The sequence below is a fragment of the Kitasatospora sp. NPDC088742 genome (assembly GCF_055584905.1).
Window position 1 is genome coordinate 1 of record NZ_JBVJLD010000067.1, and the last position, 20,996, is coordinate 20,996.

The 20,996-nt window shown below is 74.7% G+C and carries 17 protein-coding genes and 1 pseudogene; 12 read left to right on the forward strand and 6 right to left on the reverse strand.

The annotated features are described in order from the left end of the window. From ACZ6ZR_RS34920 to ACZ6ZR_RS34935, 4 genes are all read left to right on the forward strand, one after another. On the forward strand, positions 1-1,624 hold a 1,624-nt coding region (locus ACZ6ZR_RS34920; protein ID WP_465649417.1), incomplete at its 5' end, for an ATP-binding cassette domain-containing protein. Position 1,625: 1 nt separating this feature from the next. Continuing rightward, positions 1,626-4,946, forward strand: coding sequence for a type 2 lanthipeptide synthetase LanM (locus ACZ6ZR_RS34925; RefSeq protein ID WP_465649418.1), 3,321 nt, complete (start codon positions 1,626-1,628; stop codon positions 4,944-4,946). 34 nt (positions 4,947-4,980) lie between these two features. Continuing rightward, positions 4,981-7,287 (forward strand): TOMM precursor leader peptide-binding protein, encoded by a 2,307-nt coding sequence (locus tag ACZ6ZR_RS34930; RefSeq protein ID WP_465649420.1) that lies wholly within the window; start codon positions 4,981-4,983, stop codon positions 7,285-7,287. 72 nt (positions 7,288-7,359) lie between these two features. Next, positions 7,360-8,850, forward strand: a complete 1,491-nt coding sequence (locus ACZ6ZR_RS34935; RefSeq protein WP_465649422.1) for a SagB/ThcOx family dehydrogenase — start codon at positions 7,360-7,362, stop codon at positions 8,848-8,850. Between the two features lie 98 nt (positions 8,851-8,948). On the opposite strand, the gene ACZ6ZR_RS34940 is transcribed toward ACZ6ZR_RS34935, so the two are convergent. From ACZ6ZR_RS34940 to ACZ6ZR_RS34950, 3 genes are all read right to left on the reverse strand, one after another. Next, a complete protein-coding gene (locus ACZ6ZR_RS34940; protein ID WP_465649424.1) occupies positions 8,949-9,620 on the reverse strand; it encodes a response regulator in 672 nt (223 codons plus the stop codon). A gap of 113 nt (positions 9,621-9,733) precedes the next feature. Then, positions 9,734-9,964 (reverse strand): hypothetical protein, encoded by a 231-nt coding sequence (locus ACZ6ZR_RS34945; RefSeq protein ID WP_465649425.1) that lies wholly within the window; start codon positions 9,962-9,964, stop codon positions 9,734-9,736. A 274-nt stretch (positions 9,965-10,238) separates the two neighbouring features. Further along, positions 10,239-10,559, reverse strand: a complete 321-nt coding sequence (locus tag ACZ6ZR_RS34950) for a hypothetical protein (RefSeq protein WP_465649427.1) — start codon at positions 10,557-10,559, stop codon at positions 10,239-10,241. Between the two features lie 279 nt (positions 10,560-10,838). Between ACZ6ZR_RS34950 and ACZ6ZR_RS34955 the strand changes: the two genes are divergently transcribed. Then, positions 10,839-11,843, forward strand: a complete 1,005-nt coding sequence (locus tag ACZ6ZR_RS34955) for a LuxR C-terminal-related transcriptional regulator (protein ID WP_465649429.1) — start codon at positions 10,839-10,841, stop codon at positions 11,841-11,843. 17 nt (positions 11,844-11,860) lie between these two features. Here ACZ6ZR_RS34955 and ACZ6ZR_RS34960 read toward each other — a convergent pair whose 3' ends face one another. Next, positions 11,861-12,181, reverse strand: coding sequence for an ArsR/SmtB family transcription factor (locus tag ACZ6ZR_RS34960; protein WP_465649480.1), 321 nt, complete (start codon positions 12,179-12,181; stop codon positions 11,861-11,863). Between the two features lie 2 nt (positions 12,182-12,183). Beyond that, positions 12,184-12,333: pseudogene (locus ACZ6ZR_RS34965) on the reverse strand (ArsR family transcriptional regulator); the annotation flags it as partial. 12 nt (positions 12,334-12,345) lie between these two features. On the opposite strand from ACZ6ZR_RS34965, the gene ACZ6ZR_RS34970 reads away from it, so the two are divergent. After that, complete coding sequence (locus tag ACZ6ZR_RS34970; protein WP_465649430.1) at positions 12,346-13,248, forward strand: MFS transporter; 903 nt, start codon at positions 12,346-12,348, stop codon at positions 13,246-13,248. A gap of 42 nt (positions 13,249-13,290) precedes the next feature. On the opposite strand, the gene ACZ6ZR_RS34975 is transcribed toward ACZ6ZR_RS34970, so the two are convergent. Then, positions 13,291-14,772, reverse strand: coding sequence for an MFS transporter (locus tag ACZ6ZR_RS34975; protein WP_465649432.1), 1,482 nt, complete (start codon positions 14,770-14,772; stop codon positions 13,291-13,293). 105 nt (positions 14,773-14,877) lie between these two features. Here ACZ6ZR_RS34975 and ACZ6ZR_RS34980 point away from each other — a divergent pair, with 105 nt between their 5' ends. From ACZ6ZR_RS34980 to ACZ6ZR_RS35005, 6 genes are all read left to right on the forward strand, one after another. Next, positions 14,878-15,834, forward strand: a complete 957-nt coding sequence (locus ACZ6ZR_RS34980) for a helix-turn-helix transcriptional regulator (protein WP_465649434.1) — start codon at positions 14,878-14,880, stop codon at positions 15,832-15,834. Between the two features lie 152 nt (positions 15,835-15,986). Then, positions 15,987-16,286 (forward strand): acyl carrier protein, encoded by a 300-nt coding sequence (locus ACZ6ZR_RS34985; protein WP_465649436.1) that lies wholly within the window; start codon positions 15,987-15,989, stop codon positions 16,284-16,286. After that, entirely contained in the window at positions 16,283-17,539 is a 1,257-nt protein-coding gene (locus tag ACZ6ZR_RS34990; protein WP_465649438.1) for a cytochrome P450, read from the forward strand. Before ACZ6ZR_RS34985 ends, ACZ6ZR_RS34990 begins: the two co-directional genes overlap by 4 nt. Before the next feature lies 1 nt (position 17,540). Further along, complete coding sequence (locus ACZ6ZR_RS34995; RefSeq protein ID WP_465649440.1) at positions 17,541-19,064, forward strand: AMP-binding protein; 1,524 nt, start codon at positions 17,541-17,543, stop codon at positions 19,062-19,064. Beyond that, the gene (locus tag ACZ6ZR_RS35000; protein WP_465649442.1) at positions 19,061-19,828 is read left to right on the forward strand and encodes a thioesterase II family protein; all 768 of its coding nucleotides are present in this window, start codon (positions 19,061-19,063) and stop codon (positions 19,826-19,828) included. Before ACZ6ZR_RS34995 ends, ACZ6ZR_RS35000 begins: the two co-directional genes overlap by 4 nt. 135 nt (positions 19,829-19,963) lie before the next feature. Beyond that, positions 19,964-20,983, forward strand: coding sequence for a threonine aldolase family protein (locus tag ACZ6ZR_RS35005; RefSeq protein WP_465649444.1), 1,020 nt, complete (start codon positions 19,964-19,966; stop codon positions 20,981-20,983). The last annotated feature ends 13 nt before the right edge of the window (positions 20,984-20,996 follow it).

Sequence of the window (20,996 nt, forward strand, 5' to 3'; positions counted from 1 at the left end):
GGGCGCGGCGCTGCTCGGGCTGATCGTGCCGCTGAGCGCCGGTGTGCTGATGCCGGAGCTCATGGCGGCCGACCGGCATCCCGTCCGCTGGCTGGCCCTGCTGCTGGGGTCGGCCGTGCTCGCGGCCTGGATGCTGGTGATCGTCCGGAACACCGCCGCCGTGCGGTTGACCGGGCGGGTGCAGAGCGCGTTGGAACCGGCCGTCTGGGACCGTCTGCTCGGTCACGACGCCCGGTTCTTCCGCGACTTCAGCACCGGAGACCTGGTCCACCGCGCCAATGCGGTGGCCCAGGCCCGGGCCGCGCTGTCCGAAGTCCTGGTCAGCGCCGTCCTGGGGGCGGTGTTCGCCACCTCGGGCCTCACGGTCCTGATGCTGGTGGACGCCTGGCTCGGCGGGCTGCTGCTGCTCGCCGTCCTGGTGGTGACCGGGCTGCTGCTGGTGCTCGGTCGCCGCCGCCAACGCCACGAGAGTGCGGTCTTCGAACTGCACGGGAAGCTGAACGGCGTCCTGTACGGGCTGCTGCTCGGCATCGACAAGATCCAGACGGCCGGCCGGGAGATCCAGGCCTTCGGCCGCTGGGCGGTGCCGTTCGCCGCCCAGAAGCGGGCGGACGCGGCCGCCCAGCGCGCCGACGCGGCGGCCGCCGCGCTCACCTCGGGGCTCCAACCGCTGCTGCTGACGGTCCTGTTGGCGGGCGCGGTGCTCGACGGGCACACCCTGCCCGGCCATCTGATGGCCGCCGGGGTGGCGGCCGGCCAGGTCGCCGCGGCGCTCGGCCAGGTCACCCACGCGGCGGCCAGCGCGTACGGGATCGCCCCGGTGCTGGACCGGATCCGGCCGATCCTGGCCGAGGTCCGGGTGGCCGACGGGCACGCGGAGTCGAACGACCCCGGCGAGCTGCGTGGGGCAGTCTCGCTGGACAAGGTCACCTTCCGCTACCCGGGCACCGCCACGCCGGTGCTGACCGAGGTCTCGCTGCACGCCGGGCCCGGCGAGATGGTCGCGGTGGTCGGCCCGTCCGGGGCCGGCAAGTCCACCCTGGTGCGGCTGTTGCTCGGCTTCGAGACGCCCGAGTCCGGCACCGTCCGCTACGACGGGCAGGACCTGGCCGGGCTGGACGCCCGGCTGGTCCGGCGGCAGCTCGGCGCGGTGCTCCAGCACGGCCGGATGCTGCGTGGCTCGCTGCTGGAGAACCTGGCCGGCAGCGACCCGGACGTGACCGAGGAGCGGATCTGGGAGGCCGCCGAACTGGCCGGGATCGCCGCGGAGTTGAGGGCCCTGCCGCTCGGCCTCGGCACCAGGGTCGGGGAGGACGCCCAGGGCTTCTCGGGGGGCCAGGTGCAGCGTCTGCTGCTGGCCCGCGCCCTGGTCCGGCGGCCCGCCGTCCTGCTGCTGGACGAGGCCACCTCCGCGCTGGACAACGCGACCCAGCTGCGGGTCGCCGAGGCCGTCGCGGGCCTGGACCGCACCCGGCTGGTGATCGCCCACCGGCTCTCCACCATCCGCACCGCCGACCGGATCCACGTCCTCTCCGGGGGACGGGTCACGGCCTCCGGCACCTACGACGAACTACTAGGCCACGACCCGCTGTTCACCCGACTCGCCCGACTCCAGGAGATGTGAGATGCCGCTCGACCTGCAGACCTGGCTCCCCGTCGACGGTGCCTCCGCCCCGACCACCGACGCCGCCAGCCACCCGGATACCCACCAGGACGCGGAAGGGAGCACCCTGCTCCCCGGCCCCGCCCGCGGCGACGAACGGCTGCGCGCCGTGGTGGCCGCCGCCGCCTCCTTCCCCGAGCGGGCCGAGGCCCGCGCGGACGGCTCCACGCTCTTCGCCCCCGACCCGGACGAGGACCGCCGGGGCCGCACCGCCGCGGTGGACACCTGGCTGCGCCGGGCGGCCGGCGAGCGCGGCGGCGCCGGGGCGCTGCTGGAGCACCTGGCCGCCACCGGCCGCCCGCTCGGCGACGGCCTGCGCCCGGTGGTGCTGGCCGACCCGGCCAAGCTGCCCGACTGGGCCCTGGCGCTGGCGGTCTTCCTGCGCACCCTTCCGGTCTCCCCGGCCCCCGGGACCTCCGCCCCCGGCGCGCTCACCGCCGCCTTCGCCGCGGCCGCCGACGCCCTGCTGCCCTACGGGGCCGACGGCATCCTCGGCGTCCCGGTCGCCGAGGCGGCCCGCGCCGACCTGGCCCAGACCCTGACGGCCCGTCTGGTGGAGTCCTGCAAGCTGGCCTTCTGCCACGAGCTCCAGGCCGCCACCGGCCGTCCGCGCGCCACCGACTGGGACGAGGTCGGCGGCCTGGACACCTCCCAGGAGGGCTGGCTGGCCCGGCTGGAGCGGCTGCCCGGGCTGGCCTTCCTGGTCGGCACCGTCTGCCGCCAGTGGCAGCACGTGCAGACCGAGATGTTCGCCCGGCTCGCGGCGGACCGCGCGCTGCTGGTCGAGCGGATGTGGGACGGCGAGGACCCGGGCGCGCTGAGCAAGGTGCGCGGCGAGGCCGGTGACCGGCACGCCGGCGGCCGCTCGGTCGCGCTGCTGCACTTCGAGACCGGTGCGGCCGTGGTCTACAAGCCCAAGGACATGCGGCACGTCTCCGCCTACCTGGAGCTCTCGGCCCGGCTGAACCGCGAGCTCTCGCTCGACCTGCCGCTGCGCACCGTGCTGATCCGCAGCGACCGCGGCGACGACGGCCACGCCGCCTCGCTGGCCACCGACTGCGAGAGCGACTACGGCTGGGAGCAGCTCGTCCCGCACCGCCCGGTGGCGGACGAGGGCGGCTTCGGCCGGTTCTACCGCCGCCTCGGCATGACGATCCGCCTGGTCCAGCTGCTGGAGGGCCGTGACCTGTGGGCCGACAACCTGCTGGCCGACGGCGAGTACCCGGCGATGATCGACCTGGAGTGCCTGCTCTACCCGAGGGTGCAGACCCCGCCGAGCATCAGCGTGGAGCAGCACGGCCTGCTGGACGCGCTGGAGTCCACCGTGGTGCGGACCGCGATGGCCTTCCAGCCGTGGACCCCGGCCAAGCACTCCGACACCCTGGACATCGGCTGCCTGTCCCGGATCGGCAGCCTGGAGGTCACCCCCGGGGTGGCCGCGCTGCCGCTGCCGCCGTACCGCCCGGTCCGGGTGGACGAGAGCGGCGCAACCGTCACCGCCGACCCGTGGCAGTACACCGAGGAGGTGACCGAGGGGTACCGCGAGATGCACCGGGCGCTGTACGCACTGCGCGGTGAACTCGCGGACGCCGAGGGCCCGTTGGCCGGGTTCCGGGGCATCTGGGTGCGCTACATCTGGCGGCACACCTGGGACGGCTACAAGATCATCCGGGCCTCCACCAGCCCGCTCGCGCTGGACAGCGGCGCCACCCGGGAGACGGTGATCGCCGGCGCCCTCCAGGGAGCCATCACCGCGCTGGCCGGCGACCCGGGCCGCGGCGACCTGCTGGAGGTGGTGCTCGCCGAGCTGGACTCCTTCCGCCAGCTGGACATCCCGTTCTTCCGCTCGCTGACCTCCTCCTCGTCCGCCTTCACCGCCGACGGCCGGGAGATCCCGGGCCACTTCCGCTCCACCGGCTGGCAGCGCCTTCAGGAGCGCGTCGCCGAGCTGGAGGGCTTCGACCTGGAGGCCCACCTCGCGGTGCTCACCGGCTGTGTGGACTCCGCCCGCTCGGGCACCGAACTGCCCGTCCCGGTGGTGCCGCGCTCGGTCCGGGCCCACCTCCCCGGCAACGCCGAACTGCTGGACCACGCCGTGGAGATCGGCGACCAGCTGCTCGCGGACCGGCACGGCACCGGCTGGCTCGGCCAGAGCTGGTACCCCGGCAGCGGCCTGCGCCAGGTCGAGGTGCTCGGCCCGGACCTGGTCAGCGGCACCGCCGGTCTCGGCGTCCTGTTCGCCGAGCTCTGGGCCGCCACCGGCGAGCCGCGGTTCCACCGCGCCGCCCACCACACCATGGCCACCGCCGCCCGGCTGATCGACCCTCAGGCCCCCCGGGCCTTCGCCTTCGCCTCCGACAGCCGGCTGGCCGGCGGCGCGCCCGTCCCCGGCGGCTTCTCCGGCCCCGGCGCGCTGATCCACGCCCTGGCCCGGGTCGGCACCCTGCTCGGCGAGCCCGAACTGGTCGCCTCCGCCCAGGCCCTGGTGCCCGGCGCGGTCGGCGTGGCCACCCCGGTCGCGGCCCGCCCCGGCCGCCCCGTCCGGCTGCCCAACCCGGACGCGCCGCTCGGCAGCGCCGGACTGCTGCTCAACCTGCTCCGGCTGCGCCGGGTCACCGGCCCGGGCCACGCGCCCACCGACGAGGGCATCCGGACGCTGGCCGCCACCGCCCTGGAGCAGCTGGCCGCCGAGCCGGCCGAGGACGCGGCCGAGACCGACAACGGCTTCCTCGACCTGGTGCCCTCCGGTCCCGACTCGATCGCCGCCGCCCTGGCCCGCACCGTGGCCGAGGCGCCCGCCCTGCTCGCCAACGCCGAGGCGGTCCGCGAGCGGCTGCGCGGCCACCGCTTCGCCACCGCCACCCGGGCAGGCCGGCTGGCCTGCCTGGACGCCGCCGTCGCGCTCGGCTCCGGCACCGTCGACCCGGCCGAACTCTCCGCCCTCACCCCGCCGGTGAGTGCCCGGCAGATCGCCGGCCGCTCCACCCGCGACCTGGTCGCCACCGCCGGCGAGGCGCTCAGCGCCGCCGAGGCCGGCCTGCTGCACACCGTCCCCGACCCGCTGGACTCGCTGCTGCCGGGCCCGTTCTACGACGGCCGGGAGGCCGCCGCCCTGCTGGTCGGCGAGCTGATCGCCCGTCACCGGGCCACCGGCAGCTGGTACCCCGACCGGGTCGCCGCCGACCGGATCAACGTCAGCGCCCTGGACGGCTCGGCCGCCGTGGCCCTGCTGCTGCTGCGCCTGCTCGACCCGGCCACCGCCCCGCTCGCCACCCTCCGCTGACCAGCCGACCGCGCACGAGATCCGAGGGACCGTCATGTCCGACACCAGTGCAGTCGACACCGGAACAGCCGACACCAACGTCGCGGCCGAACCCGCGATCGGCTTCAAGCACCACTACACCCCGTACGTCGTGGACGGCGAAGCCGTCTACCTGGTCTCCGAGCGAGGCGTCTCGGTGGTGGACGGCGGCCTGGCCCAGGCCCTCGCCCCGCTGCTGGACGGCACCCGCACCGCGGAGCAGATCGGCGAGGCGCTGCGCGGCACCGTCCCCGCCGACAAGGTCCGGATCGCGGTCGAGCGGCTGCGCGAGCGCGGCTACCTGGCCGACACCGGACGGGTCCAGGACCCTTCCGCCGCCGCCTACTTCGAGATGGCCGGCCTGGACGGCGCGGCCGCCGACGCCGCGCTGCGCTCCGCCCGGGCCCGGGTCGAGGTCTACGGCGAGCTGGACCCGGAGCCCTTCCTGGCCGCCCTGGCCGGGGCCGGGGTGACGGTGGACCAGGACGCCGAGTTCACCATCGCGCTGACCGAGGACTACCTGCACCCCGGCCTGGCCGAGCGGGACCGGGAGGCCCGGGAGAGCGGCCGCCCGTGGCTGCTGGCCCGTCCGGTCGGCTCGATCCTCTGGGTCGGCCCGGTCTTCGTGCCCGGCCCGGCCGCACAGGAGGGCACCACCGGCTGCTGGGAGTGCCTCGCCCACCGGCTCTCCGCCAACCGCCAGTCGCTCAGCTACCTCCAGCACCGGCTGGGCCAGGACACCCCGATCTCCACGGCCGGCGCCCACCTCACCCCCTCGCTCGGCACCGGCGTCCAGCTGGCCGCCCTGGAGGCCGCCAAGTGGCTGGCCGGCGTCCGCCCGGCCGAGCCGGTGGTGCTCACCCTGGACACCGTGCTGCTGGAGACCGAGCGGCACCGGCTGATCCGCCGCCCGCAGTGCGCGGCCTGCGGTGACGAGGGCCTGGTCGCGCAGCGGCAGTCGGAGCCGGTCCGGTTCGAGAGCCGCCCGAAGGCCTTCACCGCCGACGGCGGCCACCGGTCCGCCTCGCCGGAGGACATGCTGGAGAAGTACCAGCCCCAACTCTCGCCCGTCACCGGCGTGGTGACCTCGCTGGTGCCGGCCGGGCGCACGCCCACCGGTCTGCGGGTCTACATCTCCGGCCAGAACCTCTCCCGCCGCAGCGGCGACCTCAAGCAACTCCGTACCGGCCTGCGGTCGGTGAGCTGCGGCAAGGGCCGCACTGACGTCCAGGCCCGGGCCAGTGCGCTCGGCGAGGCGATGGAGCGCTACTCCGGCGTCTTCCAGGGCGACGAGGCCCGCCGCCGGGCCAGCTACGCCGAGCTCGGCGACGCCGCGGTCCACCCGTCGCACTCGCTGCTCTACAGCGAGCGGCAGTACGCCGAGCGGGAGAGCTGGAACGACCAGCCCTCGATGTTCAACACGATCCCCGAGCGGTTCCGCGAGGAGGACCAGCTGGAGTGGTCCCCGGCCTGGTCGCTGACCGAGCGGCGGACCCGCTGGCTGCCCACCATGTCGCTGTACTACGGCTACCGGCACCGCGACGGCTTCTTCGCGGCCGGCGACTCCAACGGCTGCGCGGCCGGCACCTCCTTCGAGGACGCCACCCTGCAGGGCTTCCTGGAGCTGGTGGAGCGGGACGCGGTGGCGCTCTGGTGGTACAACCGGGTGCAGCGCCCGGCCATCGACCTGGACGCCTTCGGTGACCCGTACATCGGGCAACTCCGGGAGATCTACCGGGGGTTGAACCGTGAGATCTGGGCCCTCGACCTGACCTCGGACTTCGGCATCCCGGTGGTCGGGGCGTTCTCCCGGCGGACCGACAAGCCGGCCGAGGACATCCTGATCGCCTTCGGCGCCCACCTGGACCCGCACATCGCGCTCACCCGGGCGCTCACCGAGATGAACCAGTTCCTCGGCCCGGTGGCCGGGGACGAGAACGGCCACGTCAGCTACGCGGGCGCCGACCGCGAGCAGAAGCAGTGGTGGCTCACCGCGACGGTGGCCAACCAGCCCTACCTGGTGCCCGACCCGGCCGCCGAGGCGGCGGGCCCGGACCGCTGGGAGCCGCTGGCCGGCGCCGACCTGGCCGAGGACCTGGCGCTGGTCCAACGCCTGGTCGAGGAACGGGGGATGGAGTTCCTGGTGCTCGACCAGACCCGCCCGGACATCGGCCTCCCGGTGGCCAAGGTGATCGTCCCCGGGATGCGGCACTTCTGGGCCAGGTTCGCGCCCGGGCGGCTGTACGACGTGCCGGTGGCGCTGGGCTGGCTCGACGCGCCCACCCCGGAGGAGGACCTCAACCCGATCCCGATCTTCATCTGATCCACCCGCCCGGCCGCCGCCCGCACCACATGGTGAGGCGGCGGCGGGCCCAGCCCGGAAAGAGGTTCAACCATGACCGTGACCGAACAGCTTCCACCCGACCTCGCCGCCGAGGGCGGGGCGCCGCGGACCCTGCTGCGGCTGCGCCCGGAGGTGGAGGTCACCGCCCAGGGCGACGACCTGGAGCTCAGCCACCCCTGGGGCCGGCAGCGTGTGCACGCGCTCGGCGCCGACACCGTCCAGCGGCTCGCCGCACTCACCCGGGACCACCTCGACGTCGGTGAGCTCGCCGACGGCGGCAGGCTCTACCACCTGCTGAGCCGGTTCCCCTACCTGGTCTCCACCACCCTCGCCGACCCGCTCGGCGAACCGCTGGCGACCGCCGTGCCGATCGCCCGGGCCGCCGGACTGCCCGGCCTGGTCCGGGCCCCCGCCTCGGTGGTGCTGTCCCGCTTCGCGTACCTGCGGCGGCTGCCGGAGGAGCACGCCGGGGCCTGCGTGCTGGAGTCCCCGATGGCGCCGTTCCGCCTGACGCTGCACCAGCCCGCGGCGGGCGCCTTCGTGGCGGCCGTCACCGCCAACCGCTCGGTGGCCGAGGCGGCCCTGCTGGCCGGGATCAGCCAGCCGGCCGGGCAGGCGCTGGCCGGACTGCTGGCCGGCGCCGGCTTCCTGGACGACGGGGCGACCGGCGAGCCGCCGCTCTGGGACTTCCACGACCTGCTGTTCCACTCCCGGAGCCGCCCGGGCCGGCACGACTACCCGAGCGGCGGTGTCTTCGCCCATACCGACGTGGCCCAACTCCCGGCGCTGCCGGGCGTCGGAGCCCGCGAGGACGGCACCGGGATCGACCTGCCGGTGCCGGACTGGGACGAGGTGCTGGCCCGCGACCCGGCGCTCAGCGAGGTGCTGGAGGGCCGCCGTTCGGTCCGCAGCTACGCCGAGACCCCGGTCACCCTGGCCCAGTTGGGCGAGCTGCTGTACCGGGTGGCCCGGGTCCGCCGGATCATCCCGGGAGACCCGTCCGACCCGCACGGCTACGACATCGTGGACCGGCCCTACCCGGCCGGCGGCTCCACCGGTGAACTCGAGGTCTACCTCTCGGTGGTGCGCTGCGACGGACTGGTGCCGGGCGTCTACCGCTACGACGCGGCGGCCCACCGGCTGCGGCCGCGGCCGTTCGCCGGCCCGGCCGACGAGTCGGCTTTCCGCGAACTGATGACGGCGGCCTGGCGGGCCACCGGCTGCACGGTGGACCCGCAGGTGCTGCTCACCGTCACCTCGCGGTTCGGCCGGCTCTCCTGGAAGTACAGCCAGATCGCCTACGCGCTGACCCTCAAGCACGTGGGCGTGGTCTACCAGACCCTGTACCTGGTGGCGACCGCGATGGGCCTGGCCCCCTGCGGCCTCGGCTCGGGCGACACCGACGCGGCGGCCCGGGCGCTCGGCCTGGACTGGACGGCGGAGTCCTCGGTCGGCGAGTTCCTGATCGGCAGCCGCCCGGCCGACGTGCCGCGCACCGCGCACGGCTTCCACGACATCGTGGTGACCTCGCGCGGGGAGTGACGACCCGTCGTATTTTTCTGCACCGAAGACGTCCGGACATGCCGATGCCCCGCCGTGGAGTGGCGGGGCAGCGGCATGTCCGTGGGTGTTTCCAGGCTCTAGAGCCAGCCGTTCTCGCGGGCGATCCGGATCGCGTCGCAGCGGTTGCGGCCGTGGGTCTTGGCGATGGCGGCCGAGACGTAGTTGCGCACCGTGCCGGGGGAGAGCGACAGGGCGGCGGCGACCTCCGAGATGGTCGCCCCCTCGGCCACGTGGCCCAGCACCGTGAGCTCGCGCGGGGTGAGCGGCACGGCGGCCGGCCGGACCACCTCCGCGAGCAGGCGGGGGTCGTACACCCGTCCGCCCCGGGCGAGTTCGCGGACGGCGGAGATCAGCGCGCCCGGGGGCACGTCCTTGAGCAGGATCCCCGCGACCCCGTCGGCGACCGCCCGCTGGAGGTCGGAGGAGCGCGGCACCGCGATCAGGAGCAGGACGGCGGTGTCCGGGGAGCGGTCGCGGATCAGGGCGGCGGTGGCGGGGCCGCCCGGCCCCGGCAGGTCCAGGTCGAGGACCGCGACGGTCGGCCCGGTCCTGGCGGCCTCGTCGGCGGCCTCCTCGGCGGTGTTCGCCTCGGCGACCACGGCGAGGTCGGCCTCCCGGTCGAGCAGGGCTCCCAGTCCCGAGCGGAACAGGTGGTGTCCGTCGGCGAGCAGGACGTTCACGGTGGTGGTCCCGGGGGTGTGGCCCGGGGCCGAACGGTACGGCGGTTGGTCCAGCAGAGGGGTGATCATCCGGCTACCTCGGTGACAGGGAAGTCTCGGGCGAACAGGAGGGCTGACGAACGGTCAGACGGTGGTGCTGGTGGGGCTGGTAGTGCTGGTGGTGCACTCCGTGCCGGTTCGGCTCACCCCCAGCCCCAGGTGCCCTGGGTGCCGGTGGGGATCGGGGCCGGGGTGGTGGTCGAGGCGGGGGCGGGCTGGCCACCGGTTGCGTTGTTGGCCACGTCGCCGGGGGCGCCGTCGGCCGTCATGACGACGGCGGCCGGGGCGGTGTCGGCCAGCTGGAGTGCGGCCGTACCGGTCAGGATGCTGAAACCCAGGGCGACAATCGTGATGAAACGGACCTTCTGCGTCATGGGTGTGCCCGAACCTCTCGCGTTCGACTTGAACCCCGGGCTGCTTCCGGGGATCGAAGGGTGCGGCCGACGTTCCCACCGGGCCCCCTGGGGGGCTGCTGTCCCGGTTTCCGGTCCGTCGTTCTTGCCGACACCATGAGATTGGCCGCCCGGGGTGGTTCCTGTCAGCACCCGGAGCTGGCACCAGAGTGCCGTGACACCCTGAGGCCAGCTCGGGTCATGTGGTGCCACGGTGGTGACAGCCGGGCTGACCTGCGGGAACGTCCGATCCCGGTCAGGGGAGGCTGGGCAGCTCGTGGAGGCCGAGCGCGAGCCGGGAGTCGGCCTCGCAGTGCAGAAGGTGCCAGCCGCTCAGCACGCTGTCCTGGGTGGTCAGTTGCTGCCAGGCCTCGCGCAGCCCGTCCTCGGCGTCCAGCAGACTGCCCGCCACCACGAAGGCCACCGCGTCCACGGCCTGCGGGCTCACCCGGATCCGCGCGTGGCTGAGCCGGGCCGGCCCCCGGAAGCCGCGCTCCAGGCCGTCCCGTACGGCCGGAGCCACCGGAGGGCAGGCCAGGGGTCCGCTCGTCTCCAGGTGGGCACGAATCGCGTACACAGCACACAGCCTGAGGCACCGTCAGGCCTCCGACCGGCAGTTCACGGTGGCATTTCCCCGCCTGGCACCAACATGTCGCGGTCCGCGGGCGCCCCGCGGGCGGCGGGGCGTCTTCACGGTTCATCCATCGGATCGCCGCGATTGTCCGGAAGACTGTTCTAAGTTCCGTCAGGTGACGCTACGCTGACCGCCAGTCAGTATCGGTCAGCGGGTGCGCCGGTCCGATGTCCGGTCTCACGGGGAGGGTGTGATGTGTTCCGACCTTCTGGTGACGGGCCGTTGACCGATCCCCGGCCGATCGGGCTCGACCCGTTCGGCGAAGCCGTGTACCGGACGATGCTGCTCCACCCGGAGTTGGACACCCAGGGCATCGCCGCCCGGCTGGAGGCCCCCGAGGCCGACGTCAAGGCGGCGCTCGACCATCTGGCGGACCTGGCGCTCACCAGACCCACCGGCGCCGAGGACCGCTGGCGGGCCGTCAACCCGGAGCTCGGCCTCGCCACCCTGCTCGCCCTCCAGGAGGCCGAGGCGGCCCGCCGCCAGCAGGAGATCGAACGCAGCCGGGCGACCATGGCCGGCCTGATCGCCGAGTACGCGAGCGTGCGGACGCCCACCACCCAGACCGGCGTCGAACTGATCACCGACCTCGGCGAGGTCCGCGGCCGGCTCATCCAACTCGCCTCCGACGCAGCCGCGGAGGTGCTCGCACTGGCCCCCGGCGGCCCCCAGCCGCCCCAGGTCATGGAGGCCAGCCGCGCGCTCGACCAGGAGACCCTGGAACGCGGCGTCCGGATGCGCACCATCTACCAGGACAGCGTCCGCAACGACCCGGCCACCGTGCAGTACGCGCGCTGGCTGCACGGGCTCGGCGGGGCCGTCCGCACCACCCCCACCCTCCCGCTGCGGATGATCCTGGTCGACAACGCCACCGCCATCGTCCCGATCGACCCGGAGGACGCCCGCAAGGGCGCCGTACTGCTGCACAGCCCCGGGGTGATCGCCGCCCTGCGCGCCCTCTTCGAGCAACTCTGGGACCAGGCGAGGGTGCTGGGCGAGACCGTGCAACGGGATCCGCGCGGCCTCACCGCCCAGGAGCGCGAACTCCTCCGCCTCCTCGCCGAGGGCCTCACCGACGAACGGGCCGGCCAACGGCTCGGCGTCTCCCTGCGCACCGTCCGCCGGATGATGGCCGACCTGATGGTCCGGGTCGACGCCCGCAGCCGCTTCCAGGCCGGCATCCAGGTGGCCGCCCTCGGCTGGCTCGGCGAACCCACCGCCCGCTGACCCTCCGTCAGGACGCGCTATCCGCCGTTGAGCAGCGCCTCGCCGAGCGGGGTGCGCAGGTAGAGCACGGTGCGCCCGGTGCGGTGCGAGGCGGCGAGGCCCGCTGCGCGCAGGGTGGTGAGGTGGTGGGAGACGGTGGGGGACGGCATGCCGGTGCGGGCGGCCAGTTCGCTGGTGGAGGCGGGGGCGCCCGACTCGGCCAGCAGCAGCGCCCGGGAGCGGCCCAGCAGGGCGGCGAGGGTGTCGGGGGTGTGGGCGGGCGTGCTCTCCCAGAGCGCGGCGGGTAGACCAGGCCGGGCTGGTGCGGCGGGTTGCTCTGCGAGTAGACCCCGGGCCAGAGGAAGGCGGTGGGGACCAGTACCAGCCCCTGACCGCTGGCCAGGGTGCGGGTGGCCTCGAAGCGCGGGTGGCCGATCCGCAAGGTGTCGTCGGCCCAGCTGACCTTGGGGTGCAGCCCGGCGAACAGCGCGGCTGCCCCGCCGCTCGCCATCTGCCGTGCGCGGTGGAGCACTTCACCCTCGACCAGCCGCTGGATCCGGCCCCAGTGCGGCTGCACGGCCACCGCCCAGAGGACGGGCCGGAGCGCCCGCGCTGGTTCGCGTTGCTGCACGCGCTGCGCAACGCCGGGATGAGCGTCGGCGGGGCGCTCGGCGCGCTGCTGGTCGGCGTCGGCGGCGCGGCCGGGCTCCGCGCGGTGGTGCTGGCCAACGTGGTCAGCTACCTGGTGGCGGCCCGGCTGCTGCACACCTGGCGCCCGGCCGGGGAGGCCACCGGTCCGCGCGAACGCCCCGGCGGCGGCTACGCGGTGGTGCTGCGGGACCGGCGTTACCTGCTCCTCGTCCTGGTCAACCTCGGCTTCGTGTTCGCGGCGCTGGTGCTGAACGTGCTGCTCGCCGTGCACCTCACCGAGGGCCTGCACCTGGGTGTCTGGATCGCCGGAGCGCTGCTGGTCCTCAACGGGCTTCAGGTGACGGCCACCCAGACGGCGGTGAGCCGGTGGCTGGAGCGGTACCGGCCGGTGCGGGTGATCGCGGCGGCCTGCCTGGTCAACGCGGCCGCGTTCGCGCTCTTCGCGGTGCTCGGGGCGGTCCCGGGGTGGGCGGTCGGGGCCGGGCTGGTGTTCGCGACGCTCGCCTACACCTTCGCCGAGACCGCGGCCACGCCGCTGGTGAACGCGCTCAGCGTCTCGCTCGCCCCGGAACACCTGCGCGGCCGGTACCTGGCGGTCTTCCAGTTCTCCTGGACCGCCGGCCAGACGGTCGCTCCCGCCCTGCTCACCCTGCTGCTGGCCCGGAGCGCCGCCCTGCCCTGGCTCTTCCTGGTCGCGGTCAGCCTGGCGGTCGCACCGCTGTGCCTGGCCCTCGACCGCTCGCCCCTGGGGAGGGCGGTCGCCCTGGGAGCGTGAGGCTCTGCTGATGTGCGGCCCCCCGCGGGCGGCGTCGCCCGGTCAGTGCCGCGGAGCGCGGCGGGGGAGCGCGAAGACCAGGGCGAAGACCAGCAGGAGGCCGCCGGCCACCCACCAGAGGGCGTGCTGGAAGGCGTTCACGAAGACCGGCCCCATCGCCTGGGTGGCCGGGTCGGCCGCGTCCACCACCCGGAAGAAGGCCACCGAGGAGAGCCCGAGGCCGAGCGCGAAGCCCAACTGCTGGGTGGTGTTGACGATCCCGGAGGCCGAGCCGGAGTCCTCGCGCGGGACGTCGGAGAGCACCAGGTCGGTGAGCGGGGCCACGATCAGCCCCATCCCGAGGCCCATCACCACCAGCGGCAGCGCCATCTGCCAAGGGGCGACGGCCAGTCCGTACCGGGCCGCCTCGGCGAGGTAGATCAGGGTGCCGGCCGCCATCACCAGCGCGCCCGCCTGGAGCACCTTGCGTCCGAACCGCGGCACCAGCACCTGCACCGAGATCCCGGCCGCCAGCGAGACCGCGATCGAGAACGGCACGCCGCTCAGGCCGGCCTTCAACGCGCTCCAGCCGAGGCCGAGTTGCAGGTAGAGGGTCCAGACCAGGAAGAAGATGCCGGTGGCCAGCCCGAAGCAGAGCTGGACGCCGATCCCGCCCGCGAAGCTGCGCACCCGGAACAGCGCCAGCTCCACCAGCGGTGAGCCGTCCCGACGGGTCTTGGCCTTCTCGTACACCACGAACAGCGCCAGCACCGGGATGCTCAGGCCCATCGAGACGAAGCCCCAGAGCGGCCAGCCGGCCTCCCGGCCGTGGGTGAGCGGGTAGAGCAGCATCAGCAGGCCGACGGCCCCGATCACCATGCCGACCAGGTCGAGCTTGAGCGCCTTCGGGGCGCGGGACTCGTCGACGTACTTCAGGCCCATCAGCAGACCGGCCAGGCCGATCGGCAGGTTGACCAGGAAGATCGGCCGCCAGCCGAGGCCGAACAGGTCCCACTCCGTCAGCAGCGCGCCCAGCAGCGGGCCGAGCACCGCGCCCATCCCGACCATCGCGCCGAACATCCCGAAGACCTTCCCCCGCTCCTCGGCGGGGAAGGAGACGTGGATGATCGAGAGCACCTGGGGCACCATCAGCGCGGCCGTTGCACCCTGCAACACCCGGGCGGCGACCAGGACTTCGGGGCTCCAGGCCAGGCCGCAGAGGGCCGAGGCGAGGGTGAAGCCGGTGATGCCCAGCAGGAAGAGCTGCTTGCGGCCGTGGATGTCGCCGAGCCGCCCGCCGGTGATCAGGCCGACGGCGAAGGCCAGCGCGTAGCCGGCGGTGATCCACTGGAGCGCGCCGAAGCCCGCGCCCAGGTCCTGCTGGATGCTCGGCATGGCGATGTTCACGATGGTGACGTCGACCAGGTCCATCAGGCTGGCCGTCATCACCACCGCGAGCGCCAGCCAGCGCCGCCGGTCGGCGGGAGGCGCCGCCGTGGTGTCGGTGGGTGGCACCACGAGAGTGGTGTCGGTGGCGGATGGCATGGTGGGACTCCTTCGGCAGGGACGCCGCGCGTCGGCTGGGAACGTTCCGAAGGTAGTGGCCAACTAGGTCAGATCCTGGCCGCCTTGTCCGCCATGCTGGATCCCATGACGGACACCCCGGCGAGACTGCTGAGCCTGCTCTCCCTCCTCCAGACCCCGCGCGAGTGGCCCGGCAGCGAGCTGGCCGGCCGGCTCCGGGTCAGCCCGCGCACCATCCGCCGCGACATCGAGCGGCTGCGCGAGCTCGGCTACCCGGTGGAGGCCACCAAGGGCGCGATCGGCGGCTACCGGCTGGTGGCCGGGGCCGCGATGCCGCCGCTGCTGCTGGACGACGAGGAGGCGGTGGCCATCGCGGTCGGCCTGCGGGCCGCCGCCGGGCAGGCGGTGGAGGGGATCGAGGAGGCCTCGGTGCGGGCCCTGGCCAAGCTGGTCCAGGTGCTGCCCGCCCGGCTGCGGCACCGGGTCGGCTCGTTGAACGCGGCCACCGTGCCGATGGTCGGGTCCGGCCCCCGGGTCGACCCCGAGGTGCTCACCGTGCTGGCGACGGCCGCCTCCGGCCGGGAGCGGCTGCGCTTCGGCTACCGGGCCGGGGACGGCGCCGAGTCCAGACGGCTGGTCGAGCCGCACCGGCTGGTGGCAGCGGGGCGGCGCTGGTACCTGGTCGCCTTCGACAACGAGCGGGACGACTGGCGGATCTTCCGGGTGGACCGGGTGACCGGCCCTCAGCTCACCGGAGCCCGCTGCGCCCCCAGGGAGCTGCCCGCCGAGGACGCCGGCGAGTACGTCCGGGTCCGGCTGCACGCCCGCCCCCGCACGTACCGGGCGGTGGCCGTGCTGCACGCCCCGCCGGAGCGGGTCCGGGAGCGCCTCGGCATGGCGGAGGACGAGCTGACCGAACTGGACGGCGGCCGGACCCTGCTGCGCACCCGCTCCGACTCGCTGGAGTGGATCGGGATCCGACTGGCCACCCTGGGCTGCGAGTTCGAGGTCCGCGAACCGGCCGAACTCCGCTCCCACCTGCGCGAACTCGCCGCCCGGGCGGCCCGGGCGGCCGACGGCTGACCCCGGGCGCGGTAGTTCCGCCCACTGCCGTTCCACCAGGTGGAAGTCCCTGCCCCGGCCGCTTCTGGCGGAGTCTTCGCGCATCTACCGTTTGGGGGCGTTGCGCCTGGCCCGGAATCGGAGCCGGGCGGCAGAGATGGGGGGCAGGGCCGATGACATCCGTGACCGTGCCGGGATCACCGGATTCCGGTTCGTACTCCGCGCCGGAGCCGCAGGCCGTGCAGGAGCGGCTCGCGCGCCTGTGGGCGGACACCTTGCAGACCTCGCCCGTCGGCCTGCACGACGACTTCTTCGAGCTCGGTGGAGACTCGCTGGCCGCCGCCGAGCTCCAGGCGGAGATGGACCGGGAGTTCGGGGTCGAGATCTCGGCCACCACGCTGTTCCTGTCGCCGACCATCGCCGAGCTCTCCCAGGTCATCCACCGGGCGCTGACCGACGGGGGCCGGGCTTGAGCACCGACCACATCGACGAGGCCGTGGTGTCGGACCGCCTCGCCGACCCCGGGCTCTACTCCCAGGGCGACCCGCACGCGCTCTGGCGCTGGCTGCGGGAGAACGAACCGGTGCGCTGGCAGCCCGGCCGGTCGGCGGCGGAGGGCGGCTACTGGGTCGTCACCCGGTACGCGGACGTGGAGCGGGTGCTGCGTGACCACGCCGTCTTCACCTCGGAGCGCGGCACGCTGCTCAACCTGCTCGGCCAGGGCGACCCGGCGGCCGGGCAGCAGCTGGCGGCCACCGACCCGCCCCGGCACGACCGCATGCGCGCGCCGCTCCAACGGGCGCTGAACGCACGGCCCTTGGAGTCGTACGCGGACGCGATCCGGGCCGGGATCCGCGAGCTGGTGGCGCCGCTCGGCACGGGCCGGCCGTTCGACTTCGCCGAGGCCATGGCCCGCCTCCCGCTGATCGCGCTGGGACTCCTGCTGGACCTGCCGCCGGAGGACCACCAGCGCCTGATCCGGCTCGCCGTGATGGCCACCGCCGAGGAGGACCCGGAGGTCCAACTGCCGTCCGGTGAGCAGCAGACGCTGACCCGGGCGCACCGCGAGCTGTTCGCCTACTTCTCCGACCTGGTCCGCCGGCGGACCCGGGAGCCGGGTGACGACATCGTGAGCCTGCTGGCCACCACGGAGGTGGACGGAGTGCTGCCCTCCTCCGGCTCGGTGATCTCGAACTGCTACAGCATGCTGCTCGGTTCGGCCGGCACGCTGCCGCACGTGGCCACCGCGGCGGTGCACGAGCTGGCCCGCAGCGGGGGGTACGAGGACTGGGCCGCCCGGCCCGAGCTGCTGGACTCCGGAGTGGAGGAGGCGCTGCGCTGGGCCACCCCGGCCAGCAACTTCATGCGCTACACGCTCCGCCCGGTCGAGCTCTCCGGGACGTCGGTCCCTGCGGGGAGCGCCGTGGTGGCCTACCTGGCCTCGGCCAACCGGGACGCCGCGGTCTTCGCCGATCCGGACGTCTTCGACGTGGCTCGGCGTCCGAACCGGCACCTCGCCTTCGGGGTCGGCCACCACTACTGCGTCGGGTCCCAACTCGCCCGGCTCTCCCTGCGGCTGCTGTTCTCCGAGCTGTTCGCGCTGTGCTCCTCGATCACCCCGGTGGGCGAGGCCGAGCTGTTCCACTCCCGGTTCCTCGCCGGGTACAAGCGGCTGCCCGTGGTCGGGCGGCCGCACGCCGCGGCGGACCACCTCCGGACGGCCTGAGATGACGGTGTGGACTCCGGACCTGACCGGTCCGGCCCCTGCGGAGCACCCCCGGCACGTCCTGGACCTCCTCGACCTGGCGAACCGTCAGGGAACCGCCGTGGTGGACCCCGAGGGCTCGTTCGAGTACCCGGAGCTGCACGCCCGGGCGCTGGCGGTGGCGGCCGCCCTGCGCGGGCTCGGGGCCGCGCCCGGCGAGCCGGTCGTGGTGCACGCCCGGCTGTCCCGGTGGGCCGTCCTGGCGATGCTCGGGGTGCTGTACGCGGGCTGCCGGTACGTGCCCGTGGACGCGGGATTCCCGGCCGCCCGGCAGCAGTTGATGGCCGAGGCGAGCGGAGCCCGGTTCGCCGTGGTGGAGCCGGGGCTGACCGAGGACCGGCCCGGACCGCGGGTGGCCGCCCTCCCGGGTCTGCGGGCGGTCCCGGCCGACCTCACCGGTGCCGGCGTCCAGGACGGCGCCGTCCCGCTGCTCGGGCCGCTCGCCTACACGTACTTCACCAGCGGCTCCACCGGCCGCCCCAAGGGCGTCACGGTCTCGGCCCGGGCCCTCGGATACTCGACCGCCTGCCGGATGCAGTACTACCCGTCCGAGGTCTCCGCCTTCCTGCTCTGCTCCTCGATCTCCTTCGACAGCTCGGTCGCGGGGATCTACTGGACCCTCGCCGGCGGCGGACGGCTGGTCATCCCCAGCGACCGGCCTTCCGACCTGCTGGCCATCCTCCGGGCGGCCGGGGAGCACGCGGCCTCGCACCTGCTGGTACTGCCCTCGCTCTACCGGATCGCGCTGCGCAGCGGCCAGGCCGACCGGCTCGGCACGCTCTCCACGGTGATCGTCGCGGGCGAGGCCTGCCCGCCGGAGCTGGTCGCGGAGCACTTCGCGAGCCTGCCGGCCACCCGGCTGTTCAACGAGTACGGCCCGACCGAGTGCACCGTCTGGAGCACCGTCCACGAGTGCCGTCCGGCCGATGCCGAGGCCGCCGACGTGCCGATCGGGGCGCCGATCCCGGGCGCGCTGCTGTACGTGCGGACCCCTGACGGGGCCGCGGTGGAGCCCGGTGCGACGGGTGAACTCCACATCGGGGGGCCCGGCCTGGCCGATTCGGTCCGGCCGGCCGGCCGGTACCGCACCGGTGACCTGGTGTCCGTCACCCCGGCCGGGGAGCTGCGCTTCCACGGCCGGGCCGACCACCAGCTCAAGCTGGGCGGGGTGCGCCTCGAACGCGGCGAGATCGAGCGGCTGCTGACGGCCCACCCGTCGGTGGCCGGGGCGGGCGTGGGCGTGGGCCGGACCGCCGGCCGGGCCAGGCCGGTGGCCTTCGTGGTGCCGTCCGAGGAGGGCCCGGACTTGCGCGAGCTGCGGGCCGGGCTGGTGGCGGCGCTGCCGGCGGTGGCCGTCCCGGCCCGGATCGAGGTGCTGCCCGCGCTGCCCGAGCTGCCCAACGGGAAGGTCGACCACCGCGCCCTGGACCGGATGGCCGGGGTGGCCCTCGGCCACGGACCGGCCGGAACGGAGCGGACCGGATGACACCGCCCGGACGCTCCCGCTGGCTGCTCTGCCGTCGGCGCCGACCGGAGGCCGCGCTCCGGCTCTACTGCTTCCCGCACAGCGGCGGTTCGGCCGGGGAGTACTTGCGCTGGGCGGACCGGCTGCCGGCCGACGTAGAGGTCTGGGCGGTCCAACTCCCGGGCCGGGGAAGCCGGTTGCGGGAGGATCCGGTGACCGCGATGGCCGAGCTGACCGAGGCCCTGGTGACGGAGGCGGAGTTCGCCCCGCCGTTCGCGTTCTTCGGCCACAGCCTGGGCGCCCCGGTGGCCTTCGAGACCGCCGTGGAGCTGCGCCGGCGCGGCCTGCCCGGGCCCGTGGAGCTCTTCGTCTCGGCGAACGGCGCCCCGGACGAGCACCGCCCCGGCCTCTCGCTCTCCGAGGTGGCCGCCCCGGACCTGACGGCCCGGGTGGAGCGGCTGTACGGACCGCTCCCGGCGGAGCTGACCCGGGATCAGGAGCTGCTCGAGCTCTACCTGCGGGGCATGCGGGCGGACCTGACCGTGGTCGCCACCTACCGGTACCGCCCGACCGCGCCGCTGGACCTCCCGGTCAGCGTCTACGGCGGCACCGCGGACCGGGAGACCCCGGAGCGGCTGGCCGGCTGGGGGCGGCACACCACGGCGGACTGCGAGGTGGGGCTGCTCCCCGGCGGCCACTTCTACTTCCGGGACCACCCCGACGAGTTCTTCGGCCGGTTCGCCGACGGGCTGACCGCCTGCCTGCGCCGGCTCCCGGCCGCCTGACCCCCCAGCGCCTGACCCCCCCAGGGCCTGACCCGCAGCGCCCGACCCCGCGCCGACCGACCCCGCGTCGGCCGGCCCCGGCCACCCCGCCGGCCCCCTGACCACCCACGCCCACCGCCGTCCCGAGGAGTCACCGTGGCCGACGCCATCATCGACCTGCGCAGCGAGACCGTCACCAAGCCCTCTCCGGCCATGCGGCGGGCGATGGCGGAGGCCGAGGTCGGGGACGACACCCTCGGCGAGGACCCGACCGTGATCCGCCTGGAGCGGATGCTGGCCGAGGCGTTCGGCTTCGGCGGAGCGCTCTTCCTGCCCTCCGGGGTGATGGCCAACCAGCTCGCCCTGCGACTGCTGGTGCCGCCGGGCCAGGAGCTGCTCGCCGACGCCGACGCGCACTTCCTGCTGTACGAGGACGCCGGGGTGGCCTGGCACGGCGGCGTCCAGACCCGCACGCTGCTCTCCGACGACGGCCTGATCGACCCGGTCCTGCTGGAGCGCATGATCCGCCCGGCGGCGGGCTGGTCGGTCGGCACCCGGGCGGTGGCCGTGGAGAACACGCACAACCGGGGCGGTGGCACGGTCTACCCGCTGGAGACCCTGCGCGAGCTGCGCCGGACCGCCGACCGGCACGGGATCGCGGTGCACTGCGACGGGGCCAGGCTGTGGAACGCGCACGTGGCCGGCGGGGTCCCGCTGGAGGCCTTCGGGCCCTGCTTCGACACCCTCTCGGTCTGCGTCTCCAAGGGGCTGGGCGCCCCGGCCGGCACGGTCCTGCTGCTCGACGCCGACCGTCGGGAGGAGGCCCGGGTGATGCGGCACCGGATGGGAGGCTCGATGCGGCAGGCCGGGATCCTCGCGGCGGCCGGCATCCACGCCTTCGAGCACAACGTGGCCCGGCTGGCCGAGGACCACGACAACGCCCGGGAGATCGCCCGGCTGCTCCGCGAGGAGGGCCTGGCCGTCCGGGAGCCGCAGACCAACATCGTCCTGGTGGAGGTGGCCGACGCGGCCGCCGTGGTCGCAGCCTGCGCCGAGGCCGGGGTCAGGGTCTCGGCCCTCGACCCGCGGACCGTCCGCCTGGTGACCCACCTCGACGTCGACCGCGACGCCTGCCGGCAGGCGGCCCTCACCGTGGCGAAGACCCTCCACCACTGATCCCCCTCGCACC